General features: G+C 74.1%; 22 protein-coding genes and 1 pseudogene. 7 read left to right on the top strand and 16 right to left on the bottom strand.

Annotated features, from left to right (window positions below):
• Positions 1–483, bottom strand: a 483-nt coding sequence (locus ACFVYX_RS24100) for a nitroreductase family deazaflavin-dependent oxidoreductase (RefSeq protein ID WP_389683514.1), incomplete at its 3' end; no start/stop codon positions are given.
• A 149-nt stretch (positions 484–632) separates the two neighbouring features.
• Between ACFVYX_RS24100 and ACFVYX_RS24095 the strand changes: the two genes are divergently transcribed.
• Positions 633–1328, top strand: coding sequence for a TetR/AcrR family transcriptional regulator (locus ACFVYX_RS24095; protein ID WP_389683513.1), 696 nt, complete (start codon positions 633–635; stop codon positions 1326–1328).
• A gap of 33 nt (positions 1329–1361) precedes the next feature.
• Positions 1362–2213 (top strand): response regulator transcription factor, encoded by an 852-nt coding sequence (locus tag ACFVYX_RS24090; protein WP_389683512.1) that lies wholly within the window; start codon positions 1362–1364, stop codon positions 2211–2213.
• Positions 2214–2265: 52 nt separating this feature from the next.
• On the opposite strand, the gene ACFVYX_RS24085 is transcribed toward ACFVYX_RS24090, so the two are convergent.
• Positions 2266–3012 carry a maleylpyruvate isomerase family mycothiol-dependent enzyme gene (locus ACFVYX_RS24085; protein WP_389683511.1) on the bottom strand — a complete coding sequence of 249 codons (747 nt, stop codon included), beginning with the start codon at positions 3010–3012 and terminating at the stop codon, positions 2266–2268.
• 86 nt (positions 3013–3098) lie between these two features.
• Positions 3099–4328 (bottom strand): MFS transporter, encoded by a 1230-nt coding sequence (locus tag ACFVYX_RS24080; protein ID WP_389683510.1) that lies wholly within the window; start codon positions 4326–4328, stop codon positions 3099–3101.
• 115 nt (positions 4329–4443) lie between these two features.
• Here ACFVYX_RS24080 and ACFVYX_RS24075 point away from each other — a divergent pair, with 115 nt between their 5' ends.
• Positions 4444–5670: an ROK family protein gene (locus ACFVYX_RS24075; RefSeq protein WP_389683509.1), complete on the top strand. Its 1227-nt coding sequence runs from the start codon at positions 4444–4446 to the stop codon at positions 5668–5670.
• 167 nt (positions 5671–5837) lie between these two features.
• Here the strand turns inward: ACFVYX_RS24075 and ACFVYX_RS24070 are convergent, their stop codons facing one another.
• The gene (locus tag ACFVYX_RS24070) at positions 5838–6305 is read right to left on the bottom strand and encodes an SRPBCC family protein (protein ID WP_389683508.1); all 468 of its coding nucleotides are present in this window, start codon (positions 6303–6305) and stop codon (positions 5838–5840) included.
• A 124-nt stretch (positions 6306–6429) separates the two neighbouring features.
• On the opposite strand from ACFVYX_RS24070, the gene ACFVYX_RS24065 reads away from it, so the two are divergent.
• Positions 6430–7200, top strand: coding sequence for a class I SAM-dependent methyltransferase (locus ACFVYX_RS24065; protein WP_389683507.1), 771 nt, complete (start codon positions 6430–6432; stop codon positions 7198–7200).
• 46 nt (positions 7201–7246) lie between these two features.
• Here ACFVYX_RS24065 and ACFVYX_RS24060 read toward each other — a convergent pair whose 3' ends face one another.
• Both ACFVYX_RS24060 and ACFVYX_RS24055 read right to left on the bottom strand, forming a co-directional pair.
• Entirely contained in the window at positions 7247–7831 is a 585-nt protein-coding gene (locus ACFVYX_RS24060; protein WP_389683506.1) for a DUF4865 family protein, read from the bottom strand.
• 37 nt (positions 7832–7868) lie between these two features.
• Positions 7869–8468 carry a TetR/AcrR family transcriptional regulator gene (locus ACFVYX_RS24055; RefSeq protein WP_389683505.1) on the bottom strand — a complete coding sequence of 200 codons (600 nt, stop codon included), beginning with the start codon at positions 8466–8468 and terminating at the stop codon, positions 7869–7871.
• Positions 8469–8624: 156 nt separating this feature from the next.
• Here ACFVYX_RS24055 and ACFVYX_RS24050 point away from each other — a divergent pair, with 156 nt between their 5' ends.
• Complete coding sequence (locus ACFVYX_RS24050) at positions 8625–8930, top strand: SHOCT domain-containing protein (RefSeq protein WP_389683504.1); 306 nt, start codon at positions 8625–8627, stop codon at positions 8928–8930.
• Positions 8931–9063: 133 nt separating this feature from the next.
• On the opposite strand, the pseudogene ACFVYX_RS24045 reads toward ACFVYX_RS24050, so the two are convergent.
• Positions 9064–9540: pseudogene (locus ACFVYX_RS24045) on the bottom strand (ATP-binding protein); the annotation flags it as partial.
• Positions 9541–9767: 227 nt separating this feature from the next.
• Positions 9768–10091 carry a hypothetical protein gene (locus ACFVYX_RS24040; protein ID WP_389683503.1) on the bottom strand — a complete coding sequence of 108 codons (324 nt, stop codon included), beginning with the start codon at positions 10089–10091 and terminating at the stop codon, positions 9768–9770.
• Positions 10092–10265: 174 nt separating this feature from the next.
• Between ACFVYX_RS24040 and ACFVYX_RS24035 the strand changes: the two genes are divergently transcribed.
• Positions 10266–11408: a PLP-dependent cysteine synthase family protein gene (locus ACFVYX_RS24035; protein WP_389683502.1), complete on the top strand. Its 1143-nt coding sequence runs from the start codon at positions 10266–10268 to the stop codon at positions 11406–11408.
• Here the strand turns inward: ACFVYX_RS24035 and ACFVYX_RS24030 are convergent.
• From ACFVYX_RS24030 to ACFVYX_RS24020, 3 genes are all read right to left on the bottom strand, one after another.
• Positions 11368–11868 carry an SRPBCC family protein gene (locus tag ACFVYX_RS24030; protein WP_389683501.1) on the bottom strand — a complete coding sequence of 167 codons (501 nt, stop codon included), beginning with the start codon at positions 11866–11868 and terminating at the stop codon, positions 11368–11370. The two genes, ACFVYX_RS24035 and ACFVYX_RS24030, sit on opposite strands and share 41 nt — an antisense overlap.
• 251 nt (positions 11869–12119) lie before the next feature.
• Positions 12120–12560, bottom strand: coding sequence for an SRPBCC family protein (locus ACFVYX_RS24025; RefSeq protein ID WP_389683500.1), 441 nt, complete (start codon positions 12558–12560; stop codon positions 12120–12122).
• Entirely contained in the window at positions 12557–13384 is an 828-nt protein-coding gene (locus tag ACFVYX_RS24020) for a DeoR/GlpR family DNA-binding transcription regulator (RefSeq protein ID WP_389683499.1), read from the bottom strand. Before ACFVYX_RS24020 ends, ACFVYX_RS24025 begins: the two co-directional genes overlap by 4 nt.
• Positions 13385–13518: 134 nt before the next feature.
• Between ACFVYX_RS24020 and ACFVYX_RS24015 the strand changes: the two genes are divergently transcribed.
• On the top strand, positions 13519–15999 hold the full coding sequence (locus tag ACFVYX_RS24015) for a hypothetical protein (protein WP_389683498.1): 2481 nt from the start codon (positions 13519–13521) through the stop codon (positions 15997–15999).
• Here the strand turns inward: ACFVYX_RS24015 and ACFVYX_RS24010 are convergent.
• The 5 genes from ACFVYX_RS24010 to ACFVYX_RS23990 form a co-directional block, all read right to left on the bottom strand.
• Positions 15969–18377: a right-handed parallel beta-helix repeat-containing protein gene (locus ACFVYX_RS24010; protein ID WP_389683497.1), complete on the bottom strand. Its 2409-nt coding sequence runs from the start codon at positions 18375–18377 to the stop codon at positions 15969–15971. The genes ACFVYX_RS24015 and ACFVYX_RS24010 overlap by 31 nt on opposite strands.
• Positions 18378–18562: 185 nt before the next feature.
• Positions 18563–19159 (bottom strand): hypothetical protein, encoded by a 597-nt coding sequence (locus ACFVYX_RS24005; RefSeq protein WP_389683496.1) that lies wholly within the window; start codon positions 19157–19159, stop codon positions 18563–18565.
• A 140-nt stretch (positions 19160–19299) separates the two neighbouring features.
• Positions 19300–20124: an MOSC domain-containing protein gene (locus tag ACFVYX_RS24000; protein WP_389683494.1), complete on the bottom strand. Its 825-nt coding sequence runs from the start codon at positions 20122–20124 to the stop codon at positions 19300–19302.
• A 54-nt stretch (positions 20125–20178) separates the two neighbouring features.
• Positions 20179–20673 carry a DUF6643 family protein gene (locus tag ACFVYX_RS23995; protein ID WP_389683493.1) on the bottom strand — a complete coding sequence of 165 codons (495 nt, stop codon included), beginning with the start codon at positions 20671–20673 and terminating at the stop codon, positions 20179–20181.
• A gap of 270 nt (positions 20674–20943) precedes the next feature.
• The gene (locus ACFVYX_RS23990) at positions 20944–23859 is read right to left on the bottom strand and encodes an NHLP bacteriocin export ABC transporter permease/ATPase subunit (RefSeq protein ID WP_389683492.1); all 2916 of its coding nucleotides are present in this window, start codon (positions 23857–23859) and stop codon (positions 20944–20946) included.

Raw genomic sequence — 23859 nt, 5'->3', positions numbered from 1 at the left:
GGCGGGGGGGGCGGAGCCCGTCGTCGTGACCAGGAAGACCGGGTGCTTGGGGGCGACGGCGCGCAGCTCCTCGTCGGAGGAGTCGGGCCCGACGCCGTCGAAGAAGACACCGACCTCGGCCTTCCAGCGCTTGAGGTAGGCACGCAGCAGCGCGGGCTTGTCGTCGTCCGCCACCTCGACGGCGGTGAACTCCTGCACGTGCCGGCCGAGGAGCAGCTGCCCGCCGCCGGCGGCCCGCATGTTGTGGGTCCACTGGACGTGACCCCGGGGGGCCACGAGGTAGCGGACGCCGTCGACCGTGAGGAGGTTGACGGGGGTACGGCGCCACTCGCCGCTCTTGCGGCCGCGGACGGCGAGCACCCGGGAGCCCCAGACGCTGATGCCGCGCCGGGTCATCCAGGCGACGGTGCGGTTGAGGACCTTCACCGTGAACCAGCCGGGCTTCATGACATGGGCGGTGGGGCCGACGGGCTGAGCGGTCATGGTGTTCCTCCTGGGGAATCAGGGGCGGCCCGCGGAGCAAACTGTGAGCACTGCTCTCGCTTGAGATCAGTGTGCATGAATCACTGCTCCCAATCAAGAGCAGTGCTCTCGTTTCGTATCGGTGCTCCGGAAGTGTCACACTGCTCTCCATGACGACCGTCCGAGGGGCTCGCGCCCGCGCCCGTATCGAGATCACCGCTGCCATCAAGGACGAGGCCCGCGCCCAGCTCGCCGCCGAAGGCGCCGCGAAACTGTCCCTGCGGGCCGTCGCCCGGGAGCTCGGCATGGTGTCCTCCGCGCTCTACCGCTACTTCCCGAGCCGCGACGACCTGCTCACCGCCCTCATCGTCGACGCGTACGACGCCGTCGGCGCCGAGGCGGAGGCGGCCGCCGCCGAGACCGCGGGGCTGCGCCCCCTGGACCGCTGGACCGCCGTCTGCCGGGCGGTCCGCGGCTGGGCCGTCGCCCACCCGCACGAGTACGCCCTGATCTACGGCTCCCCGGTGCCCGGCTACACCGCGCCCCAGGACACCGTCGCCCCCGCCGCCCGCGTCGGCCTTGTCCTCATCGAGATCGCCCGCCGCGCGCACACCGGGGAGGGCGTCGCCCTCCCCCCGCTGCCGGAGACCCTGCGGCCCGAGGCCACCCGCATCGCCGCCGACATCGCACCGGACCTCCCCCCGGCCCTCGCCGTCGCGCTGGTCTCCGCCTGGTCGCAGCTCTTCGGCCTGGTCTCCTTCGAGGTCTTCGGCCAGTTCCACCGCGTCGTGGAGGACCGCGACACCTTCTTCGCGACGGCCGCCCGCCGCCTGGGCCAGGACGTCGGCCTGCTGCCCCGGGGCTGAGCCGGCGGGGGGCAGGGGCAGGACGGCTCCACGGTGGGGCGCCTCTACTCCGGCGGGAGTACGGGTGACCACCCCGCCGGGCTGACGCCGCCGCGGGCCCGGCGCGGCTGGCATGGCGGGCATGGACCAGGAGCGGCGGAGGAAAAGGACCAGCGGAACCAGCAGGACCGGTGGAGCCCGTGGGGCCGGTGGCAGCGGGGGGACGGCGACGGGGGGCTGCCCTGGCGGTCCACGGTGGTGATCGCGCTCTTCGTCATCGCGGGAAGCGGATTCGCCTCGCGCAACCAGCCCGATAGGGAAGCGCTCGACGCCTTCGGGCGCGCGCTGCTCCTGCTCGGAGCGGCTGCCCTGCTGTTCCGTCACCGTCGGTCGGTGCCCGTGGTGTTCGGCGCCGCGGCCGTCACCCTCGGCCACCTCGCGGCCGGATACCCCCTCGGCCCCGTCTTCGTCCTGGTCGCCGTCGCCTGCTTCGCCGCGGTCGTACACGGACACCGTGCCGCCGCCGCGTGGGCCCTCGGCCTGCTGTGGGCGGGCCATCTGCTGCTGTCGCACTGGCTCTACCAGTGGCTGCCCCCGACGGGCGACGGCCCCGCCCCCTGGGGGCAGGAGCTCCCCGCGGCCGCCTTCGCCCTCGCCGTGCTCGCGGCCTCCGAGACGGTCCGGGTACGGCGCGAGCAGGGGGCGCAGCAGCGTGCCGAGCGGGTGATGGCCCTGGTGGGGATGGGTCTGTCGAACGAGGAGATCGCCCGCAGGCTGGTCGTCAGCCCGCTCACCGCCAAGACGCACGTGAGCCGCGCGATGGTGAAGTTCGGCGCCCGCGACCGCGCGCAACTCGTCGTCCAGGCCTACGAGTCGGGCCTCGTACGACCGGGCTGGCTGGGCTGACCGGCCGCCCCCACCGGCCGGCCTCCAGCCCCCGGCGGGCCCACGCCCCCCCTCAGGACCAGGTGATCCCCGAGGTCTCCCGCCACAGCCGGGCGAGCTCCGCGTCCCCGGTGAGCGTCACGGCACCGTCCGGCAGCCTGTTCCACAGGTGCAGGTACAACCGTCCGACGGGACCGCTCAGTTCCGTGTCCGCCACCGCCCCGTCGCCGCGTTCCGTCCGGGGCGGCTCCTCCGCCGACAGATGTACGGTCCAGATGTCACCGGTGTCCGTGGCCCGTACGCGCAGCGTCCGGGGCTCCGGCGTCCGCACCCGGCTTCGGTCCCTGCTGTGGAACGCGCGCAACAGCTCGTCGATGCCGTCGACGGCGACGGTCGGGTCCACCGGCCCGGGACCGGCCGGGAGCGCCGACTCGGCGTCCGCGCGGTGGACGGTCGTCTCGTGTGTCTGCCGCCGCGCCCAGAAGGCGAGCGGCGAAGCCGAGGGGAGGAAGGTCCAGCACTCCAGGTCCTCGGGCGCGGCGCGCAGGGCGGCGACGAGGCCGGCGTGTCCCTCGCGGTAGTGCGCGAGCAGTTCGTCGCCGTCGAGCGCCGGTTCGCCGTCGCCCGGCTGGTACGTGGTGTGCCGTTCGGCCACGAGGGTCGTGGCCCAGCGGTGGACCATCGTCGTGTGCCGCAGGAGGTCCCTGACCCGCCAGCCGGGACAGGTCGGCACCTCCGCGTCCGGCCCGGCCTCGGCCGCCGCGTCGGCGAGGGCGCGGCCGGCCGTGTCCAGTGCCTCGATGTGTTCCGTGATCTTCATGGTTCCCCCGGTGTCAGCGTCGCTGGCCGGATTCTCGCAGCTCCGTGGGCGATGGCGGCGGAATTTCCGGCCGACGGGGCAAGCGATCAACTGGCGGGGTTCGTCCCCGCGTTCCGTGCCCAGTAGCCCATCGCCGCGGCGCCGGCGGCGAGTACGGCGACCGTGGTGAGCGCTGTCGGCAGGGAGAACCAGTCGGCGAGGAACCCGATCGACGGCGGGCCGAGCAGCATGCCGCCGTACCCGAGGGTGGACGCGGTCGCCACGCCGCCGGGGCCTGCGACGGCGCCCGCGCGGGCCACGGCGACGGGGAAGATGTTGGCGAGGCCGAGGCCGGTCACGGCGAAGCCGAGGAGCGTGGCCCAGACGGTGGGCGCGAGCGCGCCGAGCAGCATTCCGGCGGCGGCCGTGGTGCCGCCCGCGACCAGGGTGCGGGTCTGGCCGAGGCGTTCGAGCAGGGCGGTGCCGGAGAGGCGTCCGACGGTCATGGTCAGGGCGAAGACGGAGTACCCGGCGGCGGCCACCCCGGGGTGCGCGCCCAGGTCCTGTTCGAGGTGGAGGGCGCCCCAGTCGGCGAGTGCCCCCTCGCCGTACGCCGTGCAGAGGGCGATCACGCCGAAGACGAGCACGGTACGGCGGGCCCCGCCCCGCGGCGCGCCGTCGGGGGCGGCCGCGGCGGTGAGGGACTCGGGCGGTGGGGCGGGGGAGGGGTGACGCAGGAGTACGGGCCCGGCGAGGGCCGTCAGGACCAGCCCGACGCCTGTGAGGCCGAGCAGGTGGGCGGTGGGGGAGAGGCCCCCGGCGAGCAGCCCGCCGAGGCCCGCGCCGATCATCCCGCCGAGGCTGAACGCGGCGTGGAAGCTCGGCATCACCGGGCGCCTGAGCGCGGTGACGAGATCGACGGCGGCGCTGTTCATGGCGACGTTGATGCCGCCGTACGCGGCGCCGAAGACCAGCAGGACGAGGCCGAGGGCGAGCGGGGAGCGGGTGAGCGCCGGGAGTGCGACCGAGAGGGAGAGGAGCACGGCGGTGGCGACGGTGACCGCGTGGGAACCGTAGCGGCGGCAGAGCCGGCCGGTCAGCGTCATGGTGATCACGGCGCCCGCGGACACTCCGAGGAGGGCGAGGCCGAGGTCACCGGCCGAGGCGCCGGTCTGCTGCTTGACGGCGGGGATCCGGACGACCCAGCCGGCGAACAGGAAGCCGTCGAGTGCGAAGAAGAGGGTCAGGGCGAGGCGGAGGCGGGACAGGGAGTGGGTGGCGGTGTCTCCGCCGTGGCCCCCCGAGGCGGCCGTCCGTACTTTGTTTAGTAGCGGCACAAACTCAGAATAGGGGGCGACCGGGGAAGCGGGCAAGCGGGCGGCGCCCCTCCGCGTCCTCACGGCGCCAGGGGTACGGGGCGTCCCACCGTCCGATCATGGGAGACTCCCACCCATGAACGGCAAGGCGACGACGGCCCGGACACGGCTGGACAGGGGGCGCAACGCGCTCGGCCCCGCACTGGAGCTGGTGCACACCGGCAGGGCGCCGACCCGGGCCGTCCTCACCGCCGAACTCGGCGTCACCCGGGCCACCGCCGGCGCCGTGGCCGCCGAGCTGGAGGCCCTGGGCCTCATCCGCGTCGACTCCAACCCGGGCGCCGCCGCCGGCTCCCAGGGGCGGCCCTCGCACCGCCTCGCCGTCGACGAGAAGGGCCCCGTCGCCCTCGCCGCCCAGGTGCACGCCGACGGCTTCCGCGCCGCCCTCGTCGGGCTCGGCGGCACCATCGTCGCCACCGCCCCCGGCTGCGTCACCGTCTCCGCCGACCCCGCCCAGGTCCTCGGCGCCGTCGTCGACGCCGGCGCCGCCCTGCTCGAGGAGAGCGGCCGCCGGTGCGTGGGCGCCGGGCTCGCCGCCCCCTCCGCCGTGGCCGAGCCCGAGGGCACCGCGCTCAACCCGCTCCACCTCGCCTGGCCCGCCGGGGCGCCGGTCCGTGAGATCTTCGCCGAGCGGGTACGGGCCGCCGGCATCGAAGGCCCCGCCTTCACCGGCAACGACGTGAACCTCGCCGCCCTCGCCGAGCACCGCCACGGCGCGGGCCGCGGAGCCCGTGACCTGCTCTGCGTGGCCACCGGCCACCGGGGCGTCGGTGGCGCGCTCGTCCTCGACGGGCGCCTCCACACGGGCAGCGCCGGCCTCGCCCTGGAGGTCGGCCACCTCACCGTGAACCCGGAGGGCCGCCCCTGCCACTGCGGCAGCCGCGGCTGCCTGGACGTCGAGACCGACCCGCTCGCCTTCCTCACGGTCGCGGGCCGCGCCCCCGGCCCCGAGGTGTCCCTCCTTCAGCAGTCCCGCGACCTGCTGCGCGCCCACCCCGACGACCCGGGCGTCCGCGTGGCCGTCGGGGAGCTGATCGACCGTCTCGGACTCGGCCTCGCCGGGCTCGTGAACATCCTCAACCCGGACCGGATCATCCTCGGCGGCCTCCACCGGGAGCTCCTCGACGCCGACCCCGAGCGCCTTCGCGCGGTCGTCGCCGACCGCAGCCTGTGGGGCCGCAGCGGGGGCGTGCCGATCCTCCCCTGCACCCTGGATCACAACAGCCTCGTCGGCGCCGCCGAACTGGCCTGGCAGCCGGTACTCGACGACCCGCTGGCAGCCCTGGGGCGCGAGCCGGCCTGACCCCGGCCCCGCGCCCGTAGCGAGAGCCGGCCTGCGCAAGACCGGCCCGCCCGCGAACGACCCGTACGAAACCGCCCCGCGCGCCACCGGCCTACGCGCCACGGCTTCGCACGCCACCGCCCCACCCGCGCCACTACCCCCCACGGCGCCGATCGTCTGCGCCCGTCCTACCCCTCGGGCCGGCCCTCGACCAGCTCGGCCAGCCGGTCCAGGGCCATCCGCGTGCCCGTCTCGTTGTCGGCGGCGGGCACGGCGTCGGGGATCCCCTCGTGGACGACGAGCACGTCCGTGCCGCCCTCCATCGCGAGCAGCGTCGTCGTGAGGGTCATGGCGCCGTGCAACCGCGGGTCGGGGGCCTCGAACTCGATGACCTCGACCACGCGTTCGTCCGCGAGCAGCTCCACGAAGCGCCCGTGGTACGTGTCCGTGCGCGCCCCCGACTTCCCGGCGCCGTCCTCCATGTCGTAGCGCAGCGAGACTCGGAAGGTGCCCCCTTCGCGCGCGTCGAAATCGTGCACCTCGCAGGTCATCCCGTACGGCACCCGCCAGCGCGCGACGGCCTCCGGGTCGAGCAGGGCCCGGTAGACGGCCGAGGGCGGGGCCTCGATGTGGCGGGACACACGCGTCGTGTACATCCGTACCAGGCTAGGACGCTTCCGGCGGAATCGCTCCCCCGACTTCGTACCTCAAGGCCCGGGACGCTCCCTCCTCCGGAAATGGGGTGTGCCACGGGCGCCGGGCGACGTACTGTTCCCCCTCATGATCACTTCTGAATCCGACCTTCCTCCGCGCCTCGGCAGCCTCACCTTCCACGGCCCGCTCTCCGAGTCCCGCGCCACCCGCATGATCGAGCGGCTCGGCGCCACCGAGCCCGCCGATGTGCTCGACATCGGCTGCGGCTGGGGCGAGTTGCTCCTCCGTGTCCTGGAGGCCGCCCCGGCGGCCAAGGGCGTCGGGATCGACATCAACGCCGAGGATCTGGCCCGTGGCCGGGCCCTCGCCGAGACGCGGGGGCTCACCGACCGCGTCGAGTTCGTCGAGGAGTCGGCGCTCGGCACCGACCGCGGTCCCGTCGACGCGATCCTCTGCCTCGGTTCGAGCCACGCGCTCTGCGACCCCGAGCAGCCGCACGACCCCGCCGCCGCCCTGCGCGAACTGCGCCGGCTCGTCCGGCCGGGGGGACGGGTCGTCCTGGGGGAGGGCTTCTGGCAGCGCACTCCCACCGAGGCGGAGCTGGCCGCCATGTGGCCCGGCGCGCACGCCGGTGACCACCTCTCCCTCGGGGCCCTCGTCGATCTCGCGATCGAGGCGGGGTTCCGGCCGGCGTGGATCGAGACGGCGAGCGTCGAGGAGTGGGAGGAGTTCGAGTCGGGCTACCGGTACGAGACCGAGGTCTGGCTCGCCGCCCACCCGGACCATCCGCTCGCCGCCGAGACCCGTGAGCGGGTCGACCGGCAGCGCTCGACGTGGCTGAACGGCTACCGGCGCGTCCTCGGCATCGCCTACCTCACCCTCGTCGCCGTGGCCTGAGAAGACACGTAACGGCCGGGCGTACGAGGGGCCGACGGCCGCCGGCTCACCACTGCCGGCCCGTGCCCAGCCCGGCACGCCCCGGTGCCGAGAGATGCAGGACCTGGAAGCGCTCGCCGTCGTCGGCGGGCGCTTCCGCGTCGGCCCACAGGGTGAAGGCGAGCAGCTCCCAGTGGCGCGGATCCACCGCGAGCGCGGAGGCGACCACTCCCTTCCTGCTCGCCTCGCGCGCGTGCCGGTCCACGGCGTCCGCCACGGCCTCGCCCGGCGGGACCGCCTCCCCGAGCGGGGTCCTGCGCCGCGTGGCCGTGACCGGCACCGACGCGCCCGCGGGCCCCTCCGCGTACGCCAGGCCGGTCCAGTGCTGCACCACGGGCCGGCCGAAGTCGTTCACGATGCCCTGGAACCCGGGGCCCCACAGGAAGGAGTTCATGCCTTCCGGAGTGCCCCACAGATAGAACGGGGCGTACTGGTTCACCGGTGATCCGGCCGTCCGCTCACGTATCAGATACGCCTTCAGGCCGAGCCCCGGGAAGGTGTCCAGGAGATGGCCCCTCGTCGCCACCCGCTCGCGGACGATCCCCATGTCGTAGTCGGCGGGCAGGGTGATCTCGTACTGCATCGCGTGCAAGGGAGGCACTCCGTCTCTCCGGGGAACGGGAAGGGGATCAGGCCGAGGCGGTGGTGGTGGCGCGGGGGGCGAGCAGGGCGAGCAGACCGCGCACCGCGCTGTCGAACGGCGTCGGCGAACCCGTCGCGCGCGCCAGCACATAGCCGCCCTGCACGGTCGCCACGACCGTCGCCGCGATCTCCTCCGGATCGAGGGGGCCGCTCAACTCGCCCCTGTCCAGGCCCGCCCGGATCACCTCGGCGAGCCGGCCGCGCACCCGGTCGAGCACCTCCTCGACCGGTGCGCGGAGCTCCGGGTCCGCGATGACCTCCGGGTCCATCGTCAGCCGCCCCACCGGGCAGCCGCGCAGGACGTCCCGCTCGCGCAGCAGATACGCCTCGATCCGGTCGTACGCCGGGCCCTCGCCGCCCAGGACCGCTTCGGCCGCGGCTCCCAGCTCCTCGGCCGAACGCCGGATCGCGGCGAGGGCCAGGTCCCGCTTGCCGGCGAAGTGGTGGTACATGCTGCCCTGGCCCGCTCCCGCCGCCCGCAGAACGGCCTTGGGGCTGGTGCCGACGTATCCCCGCTCCCACAGCAGCGCGCGGGTCGCCTCGACCAGCCGCTCAGAGGTGTCCGTGTTCATGATCGCACTGTACATACCAGTAGGTACAGAGGGGAAGGCCTCCGGTGGGGCTCGCCGTACTCCCCGTGGCGTACCCGCGAAGCAGCCGCCTGTACGACGCCCCGGGCCCCTGTCCGGGGCGAGGCTCGCATCACGGAAACACACCCCGGCGCACCGAGGAGCTGAACTCTCATGAACACACTCGCCCACACGGGTCCCGGACCCTGGGTCCTCTTCTTCCCTCTTGTCTGGGCGGTCGTGATCGTCGGCGTCGTCACCGTCGCCCGCCGCGCGGGATGGCGTCGCGGACGGGTCGGGGGCTTCGGCGGCGACAGCCGCCCCGGCCGCGACGGCGGGCCGGACGAGAGCTCGCCGATCGCCCTGCTCGGCCACCGGTTCGCCGCGGGCGAGATCGACGAGGACGAGTACTGGCGCCGGCTCACCGTCCTTGAGGAGCGGTTCGGCCGCGCCGCGGACTCGAAGGGGCGCCGGGCGTGACCGCCGTCCGGCGGGCCGTGACCACGGCAGGGGCGGGCGTCAGGACCGGTTCCGGCGCCAGGGCCGGGTCGGGGGCCGGCGCCGGGTCGGCCGGGGCGCTGAGCGGAACGCCGGAGTGGCGTCCGTACCCGAGGAAGGGGCCGTCGGTCTCGGAGCCGTACACGATGTGCGGACGCGCCATGACGGGGACGGGGCGCGGCGGCGCCGAGAGGGTGAACCACACCACCTTCCCGTCGGCCCCGCACGGGCGGACGCCCCAACTCTCGCTGACCGCGCCGACGATGGCGAGGCCGCGGCCGGAGGTGGCCAGCTCGTCGTACGCGTCGAGCGGATCCGGGCAGTCGGCCTCCGGTATGCGGGGGTCGTGGTCCCGGACGGAGACCGTGAGACGGTCGAGCAGCAGCTCGATCTCGACGGTGCACCGCTTGTCCGGCTGCGCGTGCCGGTGGACATTGGTCAGAAGCTCGGTGACTCCGAGCACGGCGTGGTCGACCAGAGTGTCGACGTGCCAGTGCCGAAGATGCGCGGAAACGATTCTGCGGACCTGTCCGATCCGCGACGGCAGGGCCTGGAGCTCCACCGCGTAATATCTGCTCGGCTCGCTGATCACGGCTGCGACTCCCCGAAGTAGTCCGGAAGAAGACGAAGATTCGTGTCTCTCATGCGGTACGGCGGAGTGGTGACCAGAACGTAACGTCACCACCGTTGAACCCTCTGTGAGGTTGTTCCAGCGTGGCCCAGCCGTGACCGTCCCGCAACTCACGGCGACTCACCGGCCCGCGTCGCGGCCCGGCGCCGAGCGCCGGTGACGTCCTCGGAACCCGCCCTCCGTCGCCGTCAGTGCCCGCGCCGCCCGGCGGCCCGCTTCAGGGCCGCGAGGAAGCGGCCGGATCCCGCCGCCTCGCCGCTGTCGTCGTCGCCGTCCCGGTGCAGGGTCAGCCGGTAGCGGGTGCCGTTCACCGTCGCCACCGTCTCGTCGGCCTTCGCGAACCACGGCCGCCCCGCCCGGACCTTCTCCACGGGCGCGCTGTCGATCTCGCTGCCGTAACTCGTGAGGAGGGCGAGCCTGCCGTCCTCGATCCGTACCTCGCCCGCGCGCGTCAGTGAGCGCGGCCAGCGGTCGATCCGTACGCCCCTCGCGCTGAACTCGGGTTCCGACATGCCGATCCGCCCCTCTCGCCCGGTCGTTGTTCCCAGTGTGCCGGGCCGCCGCGGCCCGCACCAGTGGCCCTCCCTCAAGTCATCCCTATGGAGAGTCAAAGGAAACGTTTGCCCAGGTGGGAGGGGTATCGTCGGCAGTGGGCACCCAGTGGAAGCGACCGAGGAGAGGCACGCATGAGCACCCTGGAGAACAGCGTGGGGAACCGGTCGGCCGCCGCGGCGGTGACCGTCGACGTCGACCGCAGCGACCCGGCGTACCGGGCCTGGCTCAAGGAGGCCGTCCGCAAGGTCCAGGCCGACGCCAACCGCTCCGCCGACACCCATCTGCTGCGCTTCCCGCTCCCCGAGAAGTGGGGCATCGACCTCTACCTCAAGGACGAGTCCACCCACCCCACCGGCAGCCTCAAGCACCGCCTCGCCCGCTCCCTCTTCCTGTACGGACTCTGCAACGGCTGGGTGCGGCCCGGGAAGCCCGTCATCGAGGCGTCCAGCGGCTCGACCGCCGTCTCCGAGGCGTACTTCGCGAAGCTCGTCGGCGTGCCCTTCATCGCCGTCATGCCCCGCACCACCAGCCACGAGAAGTGCCGGCTCATCGAGTTCCACGGCGGGCAGTGCCACTTCGTCGACGACTCGCGCACGATGTACGAGGAGGCCGCCGCCCTCGCCGAGCGCACCGGCGGCCATTACATGGACCAGTTCACGTACGCGGAGCGGGCCACCGACTGGCGAGGGAACAACAACATCGCCGAATCGATGTACCAGCAGCTGAGGCTGGAGCGGTACCCGGAGCCCGCGTGGATCGTGGCAACCGCGGGCACCGGCGGCACCTCGGCGACCATCGCCCGCTATGTCCACTACATGCAGCACGACACCAGGATCTGTGTCGCCGACCCCGAGAACTCCTGTTTCTTCGACGGCTGGACGCACAACGACCCGGACGCCACCGCGGACTGCGGTTCCCGCATCGAGGGCATCGGACGGCCCCGGATGGAGCCCAGCTTCGTGCCGGGGGCCGTCGACCGCATGATGAAGGTGCCCGACGCGGCGAGCGTCGCCGCCGTCCGCGCCCTGGAGGCCGTGATCGGCCGCAAGGCGGGCGGCTCCACCGGCACCGGCCTGTGGAGCGCGTTCAAGATCGTGGCCGAGATGGTCGCCCACGAGCGGACCGGCAGTGTCGTCACCCTGATCTGCGACCCCGGCGAGCGCTACCTCGACAAGTACTACTCCGACGAGTGGCTGGCCGCCCAGGGTCTGGACATCACCCCGTACAGCGCCGCTATCGAACGGTTCCTGGAGTCCGGGGCCTGGCCGGAGTGAGCCGCCGGTCGAGCCGGCGCGCCGCGTCGCGGAAGGACAGGCCCACGCCGGGCCCGGCGAGGCGCAGCCCGAGGCGGAACGGGGCCGCGCCGTCTGCCGCCATGGTCCACCGCACCCGGGTGCCCTTCCCCACGGGGGAGAGGGACCATTCCTCCGCGAGCGCGGAGACGCCCGGGGCGTTGGTGGCGTCCACGCGGTAGGCGTACCTGACGTCGGGCTCGGAGGCCAGGATCGTCTCCTCGAAGGCGATCCCGCCCCGCAGCCGGACGGTCCTGCCCGCTCCGTCGCCCGTCGGGACGGCGGAGGTGACCGCCGTGAACCAGGAGGGCAGGCTCCCCACCTCCACGGCCAGCGACCGGTAGACGGCCGGGGGCGGCGCGGCCAGGGTCGCGGTGAAGACCAGACGGACGGGCGCGGACGCGGTGAAGTCGAGCTCCACCGGCCTCAGTCGACGTGTCATGGCCGGACCTCCCCAGGACGAAGCGAAAGAGCACCCTAGCTGACGGGACGTCACCGGCACAGGGGGGCGGCCGACGTCTGGCCGAGACCAGGCGCACGTGCCTGGGCTCACGCGCTTGGGCCCGTACGCCTGGGCCCGAGCGCTTGGGTTTGTACGCCTGGGCCCCCGCTCCTGGGCCCGCGCCGCCCCGGCCCCCGCGCCTGGGCCCGCGCCGCCCCGGGCTCCTCGCCCGTCCGAGACGAGGGACCCTCTCACCCCCGCCGCAACAGCCCGTCCACCGCCCGCCCGAACAGCAGCCGTCCCGCCCGCGCGAGCAACGCATCGAAGGCCCGTGGCACCCCGCGCAGGGACAGCTCCTCCGTCCACACCACCCGGCTGCCGCCGTCCGGCATCTCTGTCACCTCGACCAGCGCCCAACCCCGCACCACCCGCCCGTACTTCTCCAGACGGCAGGTCCCCAGGCGCCCCGCGGCCGGGGGCTCCCAGCGCACGACCTCCATCGGATCGTCGAAGGACAGCCGCCCGACGCCCGTGCGCGCGGTGAACCGGGTTCCCATCCGGTTCGGGCCCGGAGTCAGCACCCTCGTCCGGGTCAGCGGCACCTGGCGGCCGTGCGCCGGCCAGTCCGTCAGCCGCCGCCACACCTCTCCGGCCGCCAGGGCCACGGTCCGCTCGACCCGGAAGCGGCTCACGCCTGTTCCTCGCCCGCCACCACGAGACCCGGCAGGTGCTCCGTCACCTCGGCCCGTACGGCCTCGGGCAGGCCGCGGTCCGTCACCCAGGTGTCCACCTCGTCGAGCTCGGCGAAGGAACTCAGGCCCACCGTGCCCCACTTGGTGTGGTCGGCGACCACCACCACCCGGCGCGCCGACCGCATCAGACAGCCGTTGGTCTCCGCCTCCGCCAGGTTCGGCGTCGACAGACCGGCCTCCACCGAGATGCCGTGCACGCCGAGGAACAGCAGGTCGAAGTGGAGCGAGCGGACCGCCCGGTCCGCCACAGGGCCCACCAGGGCGTCGGACGGCGTGCGCATCCCGCCCGTCAGGACGACCGTCGCCGCCCCGCGCCGTGCTTCGCCCGCGCCGGAGGCGAGCTGGGCCTCGTGGAACACGTCCGCGACCCGGACCGAGTTCGTCACCACCGTCAGGTCCGGCACGTCGAGCAGATGCCGGGCCAGGGCGAAGGTCGTCGTCCCGCCGGACAGGGCGATCGCCGTGCCCGGCCCGACCAGGGCGGCGGCAGCCCGCGCGATCTCGTCCTTGGCACTCGGCTCGAGCGCCGACTTGGCCTCGAAGCCCGGCTCGTGGGTACTCGCCTCGACCACCGGAACGGCTCCGCCGTGCACCTTCTCCAGCATCCCCTGCCGGGCCAGCGCGTCGAGGTCGCGACGGATCGTCATGTCCGAGACGCTGAGGCGCCGGGTCAGCTCGTTGACCCGTACACCGCCGCGTCGCCGTACCTCGTCGAGGATCAGGGTGCGCCGCTGCTCCGCTAGCAGGTTCTGGTTGTCAGTCACCGCCGGGGCCGGTCCTTCCGCAGGAGACAAGGGGATGGCTGTCGGATTCGGTGAGGAACGGTGCGCAGGCGCACCACCGTCCGCGATCCTGTTGCCGACGTCGCATCTTCCCACCCTGAGAGGAAGTCCCCTCCGTGTCCCCTGCCACACCCGCTCCGGAGACCGGGGGCGCGGCGCTCGAACTCCTCGTCCACGGAGTCGGCGGAGCCACCCCCCAGGACATGCTCGACGACCCCAGGACCGTACGGATCACCGGCGACCGGACCGCCGCCGTGTACCGGCGCACGGAGGACCTCGACGCCGAGGAGCACCCGGAGCGATACGCGAACCGCCCTGTCCCGGAGGCGTACTGCTGGTCCAACCTCACCTCCGGCGACGGAGCCCGCGCCCTGTGGTTACTGCTCCTGCCCTTCATGGTCGTCAATCTGGCGCACTGGATGCGCCCGCCCTCCCAGGGCCGCCCGGGGCTCGTCCGGGTGTACGGGCTCCTCGTCCGGCTTGTGGCCCTCACCCTCACCGTGCTCCTGACCGCCGCGGCCTGCGAGGTGGCGCTCGACCTGACGGCCTGGCAGTGCGCGGGGACCGCCGTCTGCGCCGACGCGTACTCCTGGCTCGGCTTCCTCTCCGAGGGACGCGACGGCTGGTGGTCGCAGCCCGGCCGCCGCCTCGCGCTCGCCGCCCTGGTGCCGGCCGCGCTCGTCGGCCTCCTGTGGTTCCTGTCGACCAGGACCTGGAGCGCGTACGAGGCCCAACGCCCGCCGACCGGTTACGACGCCCCCACGGCCGAACCACCACAAGGACCCGAGACCACGGGCCCGGAGGCTCCGGGGACGGCACGCCCACAGCAGGCGGGCCCACACCAGGCGGCCCCGGAGCCCCCGGGCCCCGACGCCGCCGCCCCCGGCCCCGCGGAGAGCCGGTCCGGTCGCTCCGGGCCGCGGGCCGCTCTCGGCCGCCCCGGCTTCTGGTACGGGCGCCGCCTCGTCGCCCGTCTCAGGGCCGCGCACACCGCCGCCGGCTTCCTCACCGTCGCCGCGGCGCTCACCACGGCCACCGCACGGCACGACGCCACGGACCCCGGTGCCGGCGCCGTCCTCGGCCGGATCCTCCAGGCCGCCCTCGTCGCCCTGGCCGTGTCCGTCGTGTGGGTCGTCTGCCGTCGAGGCCGCAGCGAGCGCCGGCTCGACCTGCGTGTCGAGCGCGCCCTCGTCTCCTGGCTGCCCGGCATCTCCCTCGGGCTCCTCGCGCTCAGCGCCCTGTACGCCGGCTGGTCCCGCCCCCGCTGGACGTCCGGCGGGACCCTCCCCGGCGACGCCGCCTTCGGCGGCCTCACCCTCGTCCAGGGCGCCCTCGTCGTCGCCCTCGGCGTGGTCGCGCTGCTGCTCCAGCGGCCCGGCCGGGACCCCCGCACGGCGCTGCGCGGACTCGGCGGCCCCGCCGTCGCCATGCTCGCCTGCGCCCTCGCCGGGGTCATGTCCGGGGGAGTGGCCCAATGGGTCGCCGACGGCCTCGACGGCCCCGGCGCGGCCCACGGCGGCCCCCGGATCGGCCCGCCCGTACTGCTCAGCTGGCAGGCCTCCGTCATCCCCGTCCTGCTCCTGCTGCTCCTCGCGCCCGCCCTCCTCCTCGCCGTACGGACCGTGCTCGCCGCCCGGCGGCTGCGCGCCACGGTCGAGGCCGACTACGCGGCCGCCGACGAACGCGACCCCGTCCGTACGGGACAGATCGCCTCAGGCCGGGCGCGCGCGGCGCTCACCGACTCCGCGCCCGTCCTCGTCGGCGTCGTCTCAGGCGCCACCCTGCTCCTCGGGGCCGTCTCCGTCGCCGGAGCCTGGGCCAGCGGAAACGTTCCCGGCCGGGCCTTCGACGGCGCCCACCCCGCCGTCGCGTCGCTCGCCTCCGCCACGCAGGCCGTCGGCTCCTGGATGATCGGCTTCGGCTTCCTGCTCTTCGTCACCTGGGGCCGCCGCGCCTACCGGGACGCCTCCGCCCGCCGCACCATCGGCATCCTGTGGGACGTCGGCACCTTCTGGCCCCGCGCCGCCCACCCCTTCGCCCCGCCCTGCTATGCCGAACGGGCGGTCCCCGACCTGACCTGGCGGATGAGCTCCTGGACCCGGAGCACCGGTGGCCGGCTCGTCATCTCCGGGCACTCCCAGGGCAGCGTCCTCGCCGCGGCCGCCGTCTGGCAGCTGCCGCCCGCCACCCGGGGCCGGGTCGCCCTCCTCACGTACGGATCGCCCCTGGAGCGGCTCTACGGCCGCTGGTTCCCCGCGTACTTCGGGCCCGACGCGCTGCGCGCCCTGAACCGCACCGTGCGCTGCTGGCACAACCTGTACCGTGCCACCGACCCCATCGGCGGACCCGTCCGGGTGCCGGCGGAGGACGAACGCCCGGCCGTGGACGCGGCGGAGCTGCGGGACCCGGTCGCCTACGGCCGCACCCGCGAACACCCGCTGCCCGAGCCGATCCTGGGCCACTCCGACTACCGGTCGGACCCGGAGTTCGCCGTGCGGCGCTCCGCCCTCCTCGACCAGCTGCTGCCCGCGCTGCCCCGGCAGCGCGACGCGAACGACACGGCCGATCAGGGGAGTTCGGGCAGGTCCTCCGGATAGAGCAGCGTGAGGTCGTCCGTGCTCGCGTCGGCGAGCGCGGCGACCCGCCCCGCGTGCCGCTCCACCATCGACTCGAACGTCTGCCGCGCCGTACGGCCGTTGCCGAACGCCGGGCCCTTCGGCAGCTTCGTGAAGTACACGAGCAGCGCCTCGTCCGTGCCCGGGGCGAGCCGGTACTCGTGCTCGTCCGCCTGCTGCCCCACGATCCGCAGCAGTTCGTCCGGCTCGTAGTCGCCGAAGGTGATGGTCCGGGAGAAACGGGAGGCCACACCGGGGTTGACGGTGAGGAAGCGCTCCATCTCCGCCGTGTAGCCCGCGACGATGACGACGACCGCGTCCCGGTGGTCCTCCATCAGCTTCACCAGCGTGTCGATCGCCTCACGGCCGAAGTCACGGCCCGAGTCCTCCGGCGACAGGGCGTACGCCTCGTCGACGAACAGCACGCCGCCCCGCGCCCGGTCGAAGGCCTCCTGGGTACGGATCGCCGTCGAGCCGATGTGCTCACCGACCAGGTCGACCCGGGAGACCTCCACCAGGTGCCCCCGCTCCAGGACGCCGAGCGAGGCCAGGATCTCGCCGTACAGCCGGGCCACCGTCGTCTTTCCCGTACCCGGATTGCCCGTGAAGACCAGATGGCGGCGGACCGAGGCCGCCTTGAGACCGGCCTCCTGACGCCGGCGCCCCACCTCGATCATGTTGGTGAGGGTGCGCACCTCCAGCTTGACGCTCTCCAGGCCCACCAGGGCGTCCAGCTCCCCGAGCACCTCCTGGGAGGAACGGGAGGCGGGCACGGGCTCAGGAGAGGCCTGCGGCGCGGCCGCCGTGGCGCGCGGCGCCGGCACCGTCCCGAGGAGTCCCGCCGACCGCGTGGCCGTCAGGACGGTCCCCCCGTCGGGTACGGAGGAGCGGACCGCGCTCTCGTCGCTGGTGCAGTCCTCCGCGCTGGTCCCCTCCTCGGGGAACTCGTAGCCGCCGCGCGCGCACCGCTCCGTACGGCACGTGCGCAGCGTCGTCCGGCAGCCGTCCGTGACGTGGAAGCCGTACCCGCCGCTGCCGGTGACCCGGCAGCCGTGGAAGGAGCCGCGTCCCTCCGCCGAGACGTAGAAGCCGGCCTCGGCGGGCGAGGTGACCGTGCACCGGTCGATCGTGGGGTCGGCGCCCTTGGTGACGATGACCCCGGTCTGCACGGAGTCGATGGTGCAGCCGGCGAGGGTGCCGCCGCTGCCGTGGTCCCGGAACCAGGCGCCCGTGGAGGCCTCCCGGATGCGGCAGTCGTCGAGCTGCGCCGTCGCCCCGTCGCTCACCGAGACCGCCGTGTTCCGCACCTGCGACAGATCGCTGTCGACGACGTCGACCCGGGAGCCCCTGTCGAGGACGAACAGCGCGTCCGGCACGTCGTGCACCCGGCAGGCGTCGAGGACGGCGGTCGCCCCGTCGCTCACCCACACCGCCGGGTAGTCGCCCGTACTGTCGTGGATCTCGCACTGGTTGGCGTCCACCCGGGTCCCCGGGTCCCACACCGAGAGCCCGTTGCGGCCGAAGCGGCGGACGGTCGACCGGGTCAGCGTCAGGACCGAGCGCGACCGCAGGTCGACGGCGTTCTCCGGGACGTCGTGGATGTCGCAGTCCGAGAGCGTGAGCACCGCGTCGGTGTCGAGGGTGATGCCGTCCCCCGACGTGCGGTGCACGGAGGAGTCCGTGAGGTGGGCGGTGGCACGGGCCGCGATCTGGAGACCGGCGCCCTTGATCTCGTACACCTCGCAGCCGATGCCCTCCAGACCGCTGCCCTCGCCGGTCACGGCGATCCCGGCGCCGGTGGCGTGGTGCACCCGGCAGCGCTCCAGGCGCGGATGCGCCCCGCCCCGCACCGAGACGCCCGCCTGCCCGGCGGAGACCACCTCGCACTCCTCGAACACCCCGCCGGCTCCGTCGAGTACGGCGATGCCGACGCCGGCGGGATTGTCGACCGTGCAGCGGCGGACCGTCGGCCGGGCCGCGCCCCGCACCTCGATCCCGGCGGCGGAGCGCGTCATGATCCGCAGGTCGAGCAGCTCGGGGGTGCCGTCCTCGACGAGCAGCGCCGGAGCGGCGACGTCCTGCCCCTCGATGTGGAGGTCCTGCAGGGTGACGGAGGCGCGGATCGTCAGCGGCACCCCGTCCGGCGGCGCGATCCGCACCGAGCCGACGCCGCCCTCGGGGCCGCGCAGGGTGACGGCCCGCCGCACCACCAGGTTCTCCCGGTAGGTTCCGGGCGCGACCGTGAGCACGTCCCCGTCACCCGCGGCCTCCAGGGCGGCGGCAAGCGAGGGATACTCACCCGTGCGGCGCCGCCACCGCGATGTGCCGGTGTGCGTCACCTGGACCGTGCCCTGTGCCATGGGTGTGTCCTGCCCCCGCCTCATGCCTCGCCGCTGATCCGATGCCCCACCGTAGCGCGCGCGGGGCCACGCGGTTGACGGGTCGCCGGCCCCGTCCGTACGGGCGCCGGACTCGCGTCACAGACGGTCGGGCGCGGTCGCGGTCGGTCGCGCCCGGTCGCACTCGGGACGGTCCGCGTCCGGGCTCAGCTGCCGGTGCCGGTGCGGCCCCAGTCGGGGCCGGCCGCCGCCCAAGCCCGGTCCAGGCGCGCGTACCGCAGCAGCACCAGCCGGCGTACGGCGAGGCGCCGGACGGTCTCCACCAGGAGGGCCGTGAGCAGCGCGGCCGTCAGACCGGCGACGACGGCGTGCGCGCGGGCGGTGTCCGAGCGCAGCGGCGGTGCCACCGGGCGCCCCTCCCGGTCCGTCCAGAGCGTGAAGGCGGCGCCGGGCGCGGCGGTCCGCAGGGCCGTCGTCACCGTGCCCGTACGCTCCGAGCCGTCCGGCGCGGTCCACCGGGCCACCACGGAGCGCCGCGGCTGCTCCTCCGGGGCCTCGTCCGCGGTCTCCGCTCCGCTCGCGGCCCGGACCACCCGGGCCGTCGTCGGCACGCGCTGCTCCTGCTGGGCGTGGACGGCCCGCTGGAGGGAGGCGTCGGCGGCGGAGCCGGCCGCCCAGCCGGTCAGGGGGGCCACGACACAGAGCAGCACGACCGCCGTGAGGGCGACCCAGGCCTCGACGAGATCCGTGGTCCGGCGCAGGGGATTGTGCCGCCAGCGCCAGAGACCGATGGCCGCGCGCACGTCGGGACCCCCTCGTCGTTGACCGCTCCTCCAACGAGTGTGCCCCGGGGGAGGGTTCCCCGCCCGTCGGCCCGCTGAGGTGTGACGGGGCCGTCGTCCGGGATGCTGCCCGCTCGCCGGGCCCGCGGAGGGGACCCCGCTCAGTCCAGGATCTTCACCTCGTCCCCGACCCTGACCGTGCCGGTGTGCTCGGGGACGAGGTTCTGGCCGAAGATGACCCGGCCGTCGTTCTTGCGGTGCCGGGCGAGGGTCCACAGCGGCTCCTTGCCCCGCGCGGCGGAGAGCTGGTCCGTCGTGGTGACGACACAGCGCCCGCAGGGCCTGGCGACCCGGAAAGTCACCTCTCCGACGGCGAGCCGCGTCCAGCCGTCCTCCGCCCACGGGGACGTGCCCGCGATCACCAGGTTCGGCCGGAACCGGTTCATCGGAAGGGGACCCTCGTGGGCGTGGTCCCCCTGGGCGATGAGGGAGTTGAGGGCGTCGAGGGAGGAGGCGGCGGCGACGAGCAGCGGATAGCCGTCCGCGAAGCTCACCGTCTCGCCGGGCAGCGCGTACTCCGGGTCCACGGGGCGCCGGTGTTCGGGCGCGTCCATGTGGACGAGCCGGAAATCGCCCTCCAGGTACGCCGAGAGCCAGCCGGCCGCCGCTTCGCCGGCCGGCACGGCCTCCACGGGCTTGTCGAAGATCTCCACGGTGACGGTGGACGAGGGGTGCGGCACCTCGACCGTCAGCGGGGGGTGGCCGGGCGCGGACAGGATGATCCCGCCACCCGGCAGCGGCTCCGCCGTGGTCAACGCCATCCGGGGGTGACGGCGTTGGGTCACGACCTTCCACGTCGCGTCGACGACGGCCCAGCGGCGGTCCCCGGCCAGCCCCCAGGGCTGGACCTCGGCCTCCGTGGGAGCCAGCGCGCGCATGGCCTTCACCGGGTGGACGTGGACGGAACGGAGTACAGGAGTCGGCATGCTGTCATCCTGCCAGCCGCTCCGGGCCCGACGTCCCCCGGTGCGCCGAGCCGGTCAGTAACCCCCGCCCTGGTAGGGACGGTTGTACGGGTCGTCGTAGGGCGCGGGGGCGGGGACCGGCGCGGGGGCCGGCCGGGGTGCCGCCGGACGCATCGCCTCGTACCCCGCGGGCGCGGGGCGGGGCGGCTGACCGTACGGGCCGCCCTGATAGCCGCGCGGGGCCGCCTGCTGCTGCGGGATGTACGGCGCGGGGGCGTGCTGCAGGGGCACGGGGGCCATCTGCTGCGCGGGCTGCGGGTATCCGTAGCCGCCGCCGTAGGAGGGCTGCGGGGTGGGCGCCGCCGGGAGGGCGGGCAGTGCCGCGGGGAGCGCCGGCAGGTAGGAGCCGCTCGCGGTGAAGCTGCTGCCGGTGTCGTAGGCGGCTGGCACTCGGATCGGGGCGATCTGAGGCGTGCCCCGCTCCGCGACCAGGGAGTCGTAGATCGGGGTGTCCGGGAAGGACGGCGCGGTGTGGTAACCGCCTCCATAGGTGGAGCGGGGGGAGGTCATGGAACATAAGTTAAGCCCACGATGTGCCGGTTGGGGAGCCCCCATCTTCGGGTCATCCGATTTACGCTGTTTTTGTCGGCCTGACCTGCCGAAACAACGTTAAAGTCTGCGTTAACAGCGGGGGCTTTTCCGGCGGAGGAGGCACCCTCGACGTTCGATCTTGAACGTCTGAAACGCAGAATTATCAATGAATTACCAACAGTAATCGAGGGCCGCCCCGGAGCCACGGACCGATACGCGGAAGGACGCCCGCCGAAACGGGTCACGGCATCAGCCGAGTTGACGCCGGACGAGCTCGTGGAAGAGCCCGTCCGTGTCGGCGAGGAGTTCCGCGGGGGTGCCTTCCTGGACGACGCGTCCGTCCGCCAGGGCGATCACCCGGTCCGCGTCCATGATCGTGGACAGCCGGTGGGCGATCACGACACGGGTCGCGTTCAGGGCGCGGGTCGACTCGATGACGATCCGCTGCGCCTCGTTGTCCAGGGCGCTGGTCGCCTCGTCGAAGAAGAGGACGCGGGGCCGGCGGATGAGGGCCTGGGCGATCATCAGCCGCTGGCGCTGGCCACCCGAGACGCTGCCCCCGCCGTCGGACAGCATCGTGTGCATGCCCATGGGCATGGCCTTGATGTCCTCGGCCAGGCCCGCCATCGCGGCGGCGGCCCACGCGTCCTCCAGCGGGTACGACCCGGCGCCGCGGATGCAGTCGAGGACGGAGCCGGAGAACGGCTGGGCGTTCTGCAGCACGACGCCGCACTGGCGGCGCACGGCCGCCTGGTCGAGGGCGGCGAGGTCCTGCCCGTCGTACCGCACGGTGCCGGAGGACGGCCGGTCGAAGCCGATGAGCAGCCGCAGGAGCGTGGACTTGCCGCAGCCGCTGGCCCCGACGATCGCGACGAACTCGCCGGGCCGCACCCGGAGGTCGACCCCGTCGAGGACCAGCGGACCGTCCTCCGTGTAGCGGTAGGACAGGTTCTCGGCCTCGATGGCCCCGGTCAGCTCGCCGGGCCTCGCACTGGAGCCACGGACCTCGGGCGTCTCCCGGAGCAGCGGCCTGATCTGCTCGAACATGGGCTGCACGGCGGCGGCCGAGAGGAGCGCCCCGGTCAGTTGCGTGACCGAGGACAGCATCATCGTGACGGCGGTGCTGAAGGTGAGGAACTCGCTCGCGGACAGGGTGCCCCGCGCCGGGCCCGCCAGGAGCGCGAACATGACGAGCGTGCACAGCGGCAGGCAGACCGCGCCGAGGACCGTGAGGACGTTCTTGATGCGCCCCACGCGGCGGTGCAGCTCGCGGGTGCGGGCGAACTCCCCGGCCCAGGCCGCGTACGCGAAGCTCTCGGCCGCCGCGACCCGCAGTTTCGGCAGACCCCGCAGGGTCTGGAAGGCCTGGTTGTCGAGCTTGTTGCCGATCCGGACCAGCCGGCGCTGGTACCGCAGTTGCCAGAGCCCGAGCCCCAGGAAGACCGCGGCCGTCCCGAGCAGCAGGGCGAGCGCGACGAGAGCCAGGGGCACGCTGTAGACGAGCAGCAGCACGAGGTTGACCGTGCCGACGGTGCCCGCCTGCACGACCACGGGACCGATACCGGACAGGACACGGCGGATGGCGCTGATGCCCATGGCGGCGCCCGCCAGTTCGCCGGTGGAGCGGCCGGCGAAGAACGTCGTCGGCAGACGGAGGAGACGGTCCCAGACGGCCGGCTGCAGAGTGGCCTCGATACGGCCCTCCATACGGAGGATCGCGGTGTTCTGCAGCAGCATGAACGCGGCCGACACGAGGCTGGTCGCGATGATCGCGACACCGGTCTGGACGATGAGACCGGTCTCGGCGGCCGGGACGTACGTGCCGAGCACCTTGCCGGTGGCGATGGGCACCAGGGCCCCGAGGACGACCGCGACGAGCCCGCCGAGGAGGAGGGCGCGGAGCTCCGCCCGGGTGCCCCGCACGCTGAACCGGAGCAGCGGCAGCAGGCCGAGCGGCCGGTCGGGCAGCGGGCGGTAGAACATGACGGCGCGCGGTGCGAACTCCGCGGCGCGGGCCCGGTCGACGCGCTCCCGCTCGCCGGTGGCGGGGTCGAACGCCACGTACCGGCCGCGCCGCCACAGCAGAGCGACCGGTGTCCCGTCCGTCCGGTGGCCCACGAGGGGCCCGCTGTCCTCACGCCACCACCGCTCGCCGAGCCGGACGCCGCGGGTGCGGATCCGGGAGGCGAGCGCGACGCGTTCGACGGGGTCGGAATGTCCGGGGTCGGCGCCCATGGTGTCGGCCGGATCCGCGAGGGTGATGCGGGCCTCCTCGGCGACGGCCCGGCACACGGCGTAGGTCGCGTCGTCGTCGGCCCTGCCCCGCGCGGGGCCGCCGCCCGTACGGCCGATGGACGCGAGGAGGGTGTGGTCCGCACGGGTGCGGGCGGCCCTCCCCGCCTCGATCCCGGCCGCCGCGCGGTCCTCGTGTTCGCGTTCGAGCTGCTCGATCCAGCCGTCCAGGGCGTGGAGGAGCCGGTACTGCTGGTCGACCATGCCCTGCCAGGTGACGGGGTCGACCAGCAGGGTGCCGGCCCCGGGGCCGTGATGCGTCTCGTACGCCGCTCCGTACGCGATGCTGCCGGGCGCGATCCGCATCCAGAGGACGTCGTCGTCGGCCGCGCCGGGTGCCTCGCCGGGGCCGCCGTCCGAGGCCGCCTGGTACAGGACACGCAGCCCGCGCCCGACGCCGAGCGCGAAGGCGTGCTCCAGGGGGCTGAGCGGAGGCTCGGCACCCGTTCCGTACGCGCTCCGGTCCTCGTACCACTGGCCCTCGTACCACCGGCCGCCGTACCCCTGCTCGGCGTACGACTGCGCTGCCGGGTACGACAGTTCGCGGAGCTCGACCCGGCGCAGCAGACAGCCCTGGGTGGGCCGGCCGATCAGGGTGTGCGCGGGTCCTTCGACCGGACCGAGGAGCAGCGTGCCCGTCTCCAGGCGGCCCAGGAAGTGCCAGGGCCCGAGCCGCGCCGCGTCGACGGCGAAGAGGTCCAGGGCGCCGTCGACGACGAGCCAGAGGACGTGCGGACCTTCGAGGGCGACGCTGCTCAGGCCCGCGCAGTCGACCACGGTGCCGAGGGCGCCGAGGGCCGCGACGACCGGGTCCTGCGCGCCGCCGCCGTGCCGTGCGCCGCTGACGTCGGCGGGCAGGTGGGGAAAGGTCAC

It is taken from the genome of Streptomyces sp. NPDC058326, from assembly GCF_042879855.1.
Classification (GTDB): Bacteria; Actinomycetota; Actinomycetes; order Streptomycetales; family Streptomycetaceae; genus Streptomyces.
This window is presented reverse-complemented; position numbering and strand designations above follow the sequence as displayed.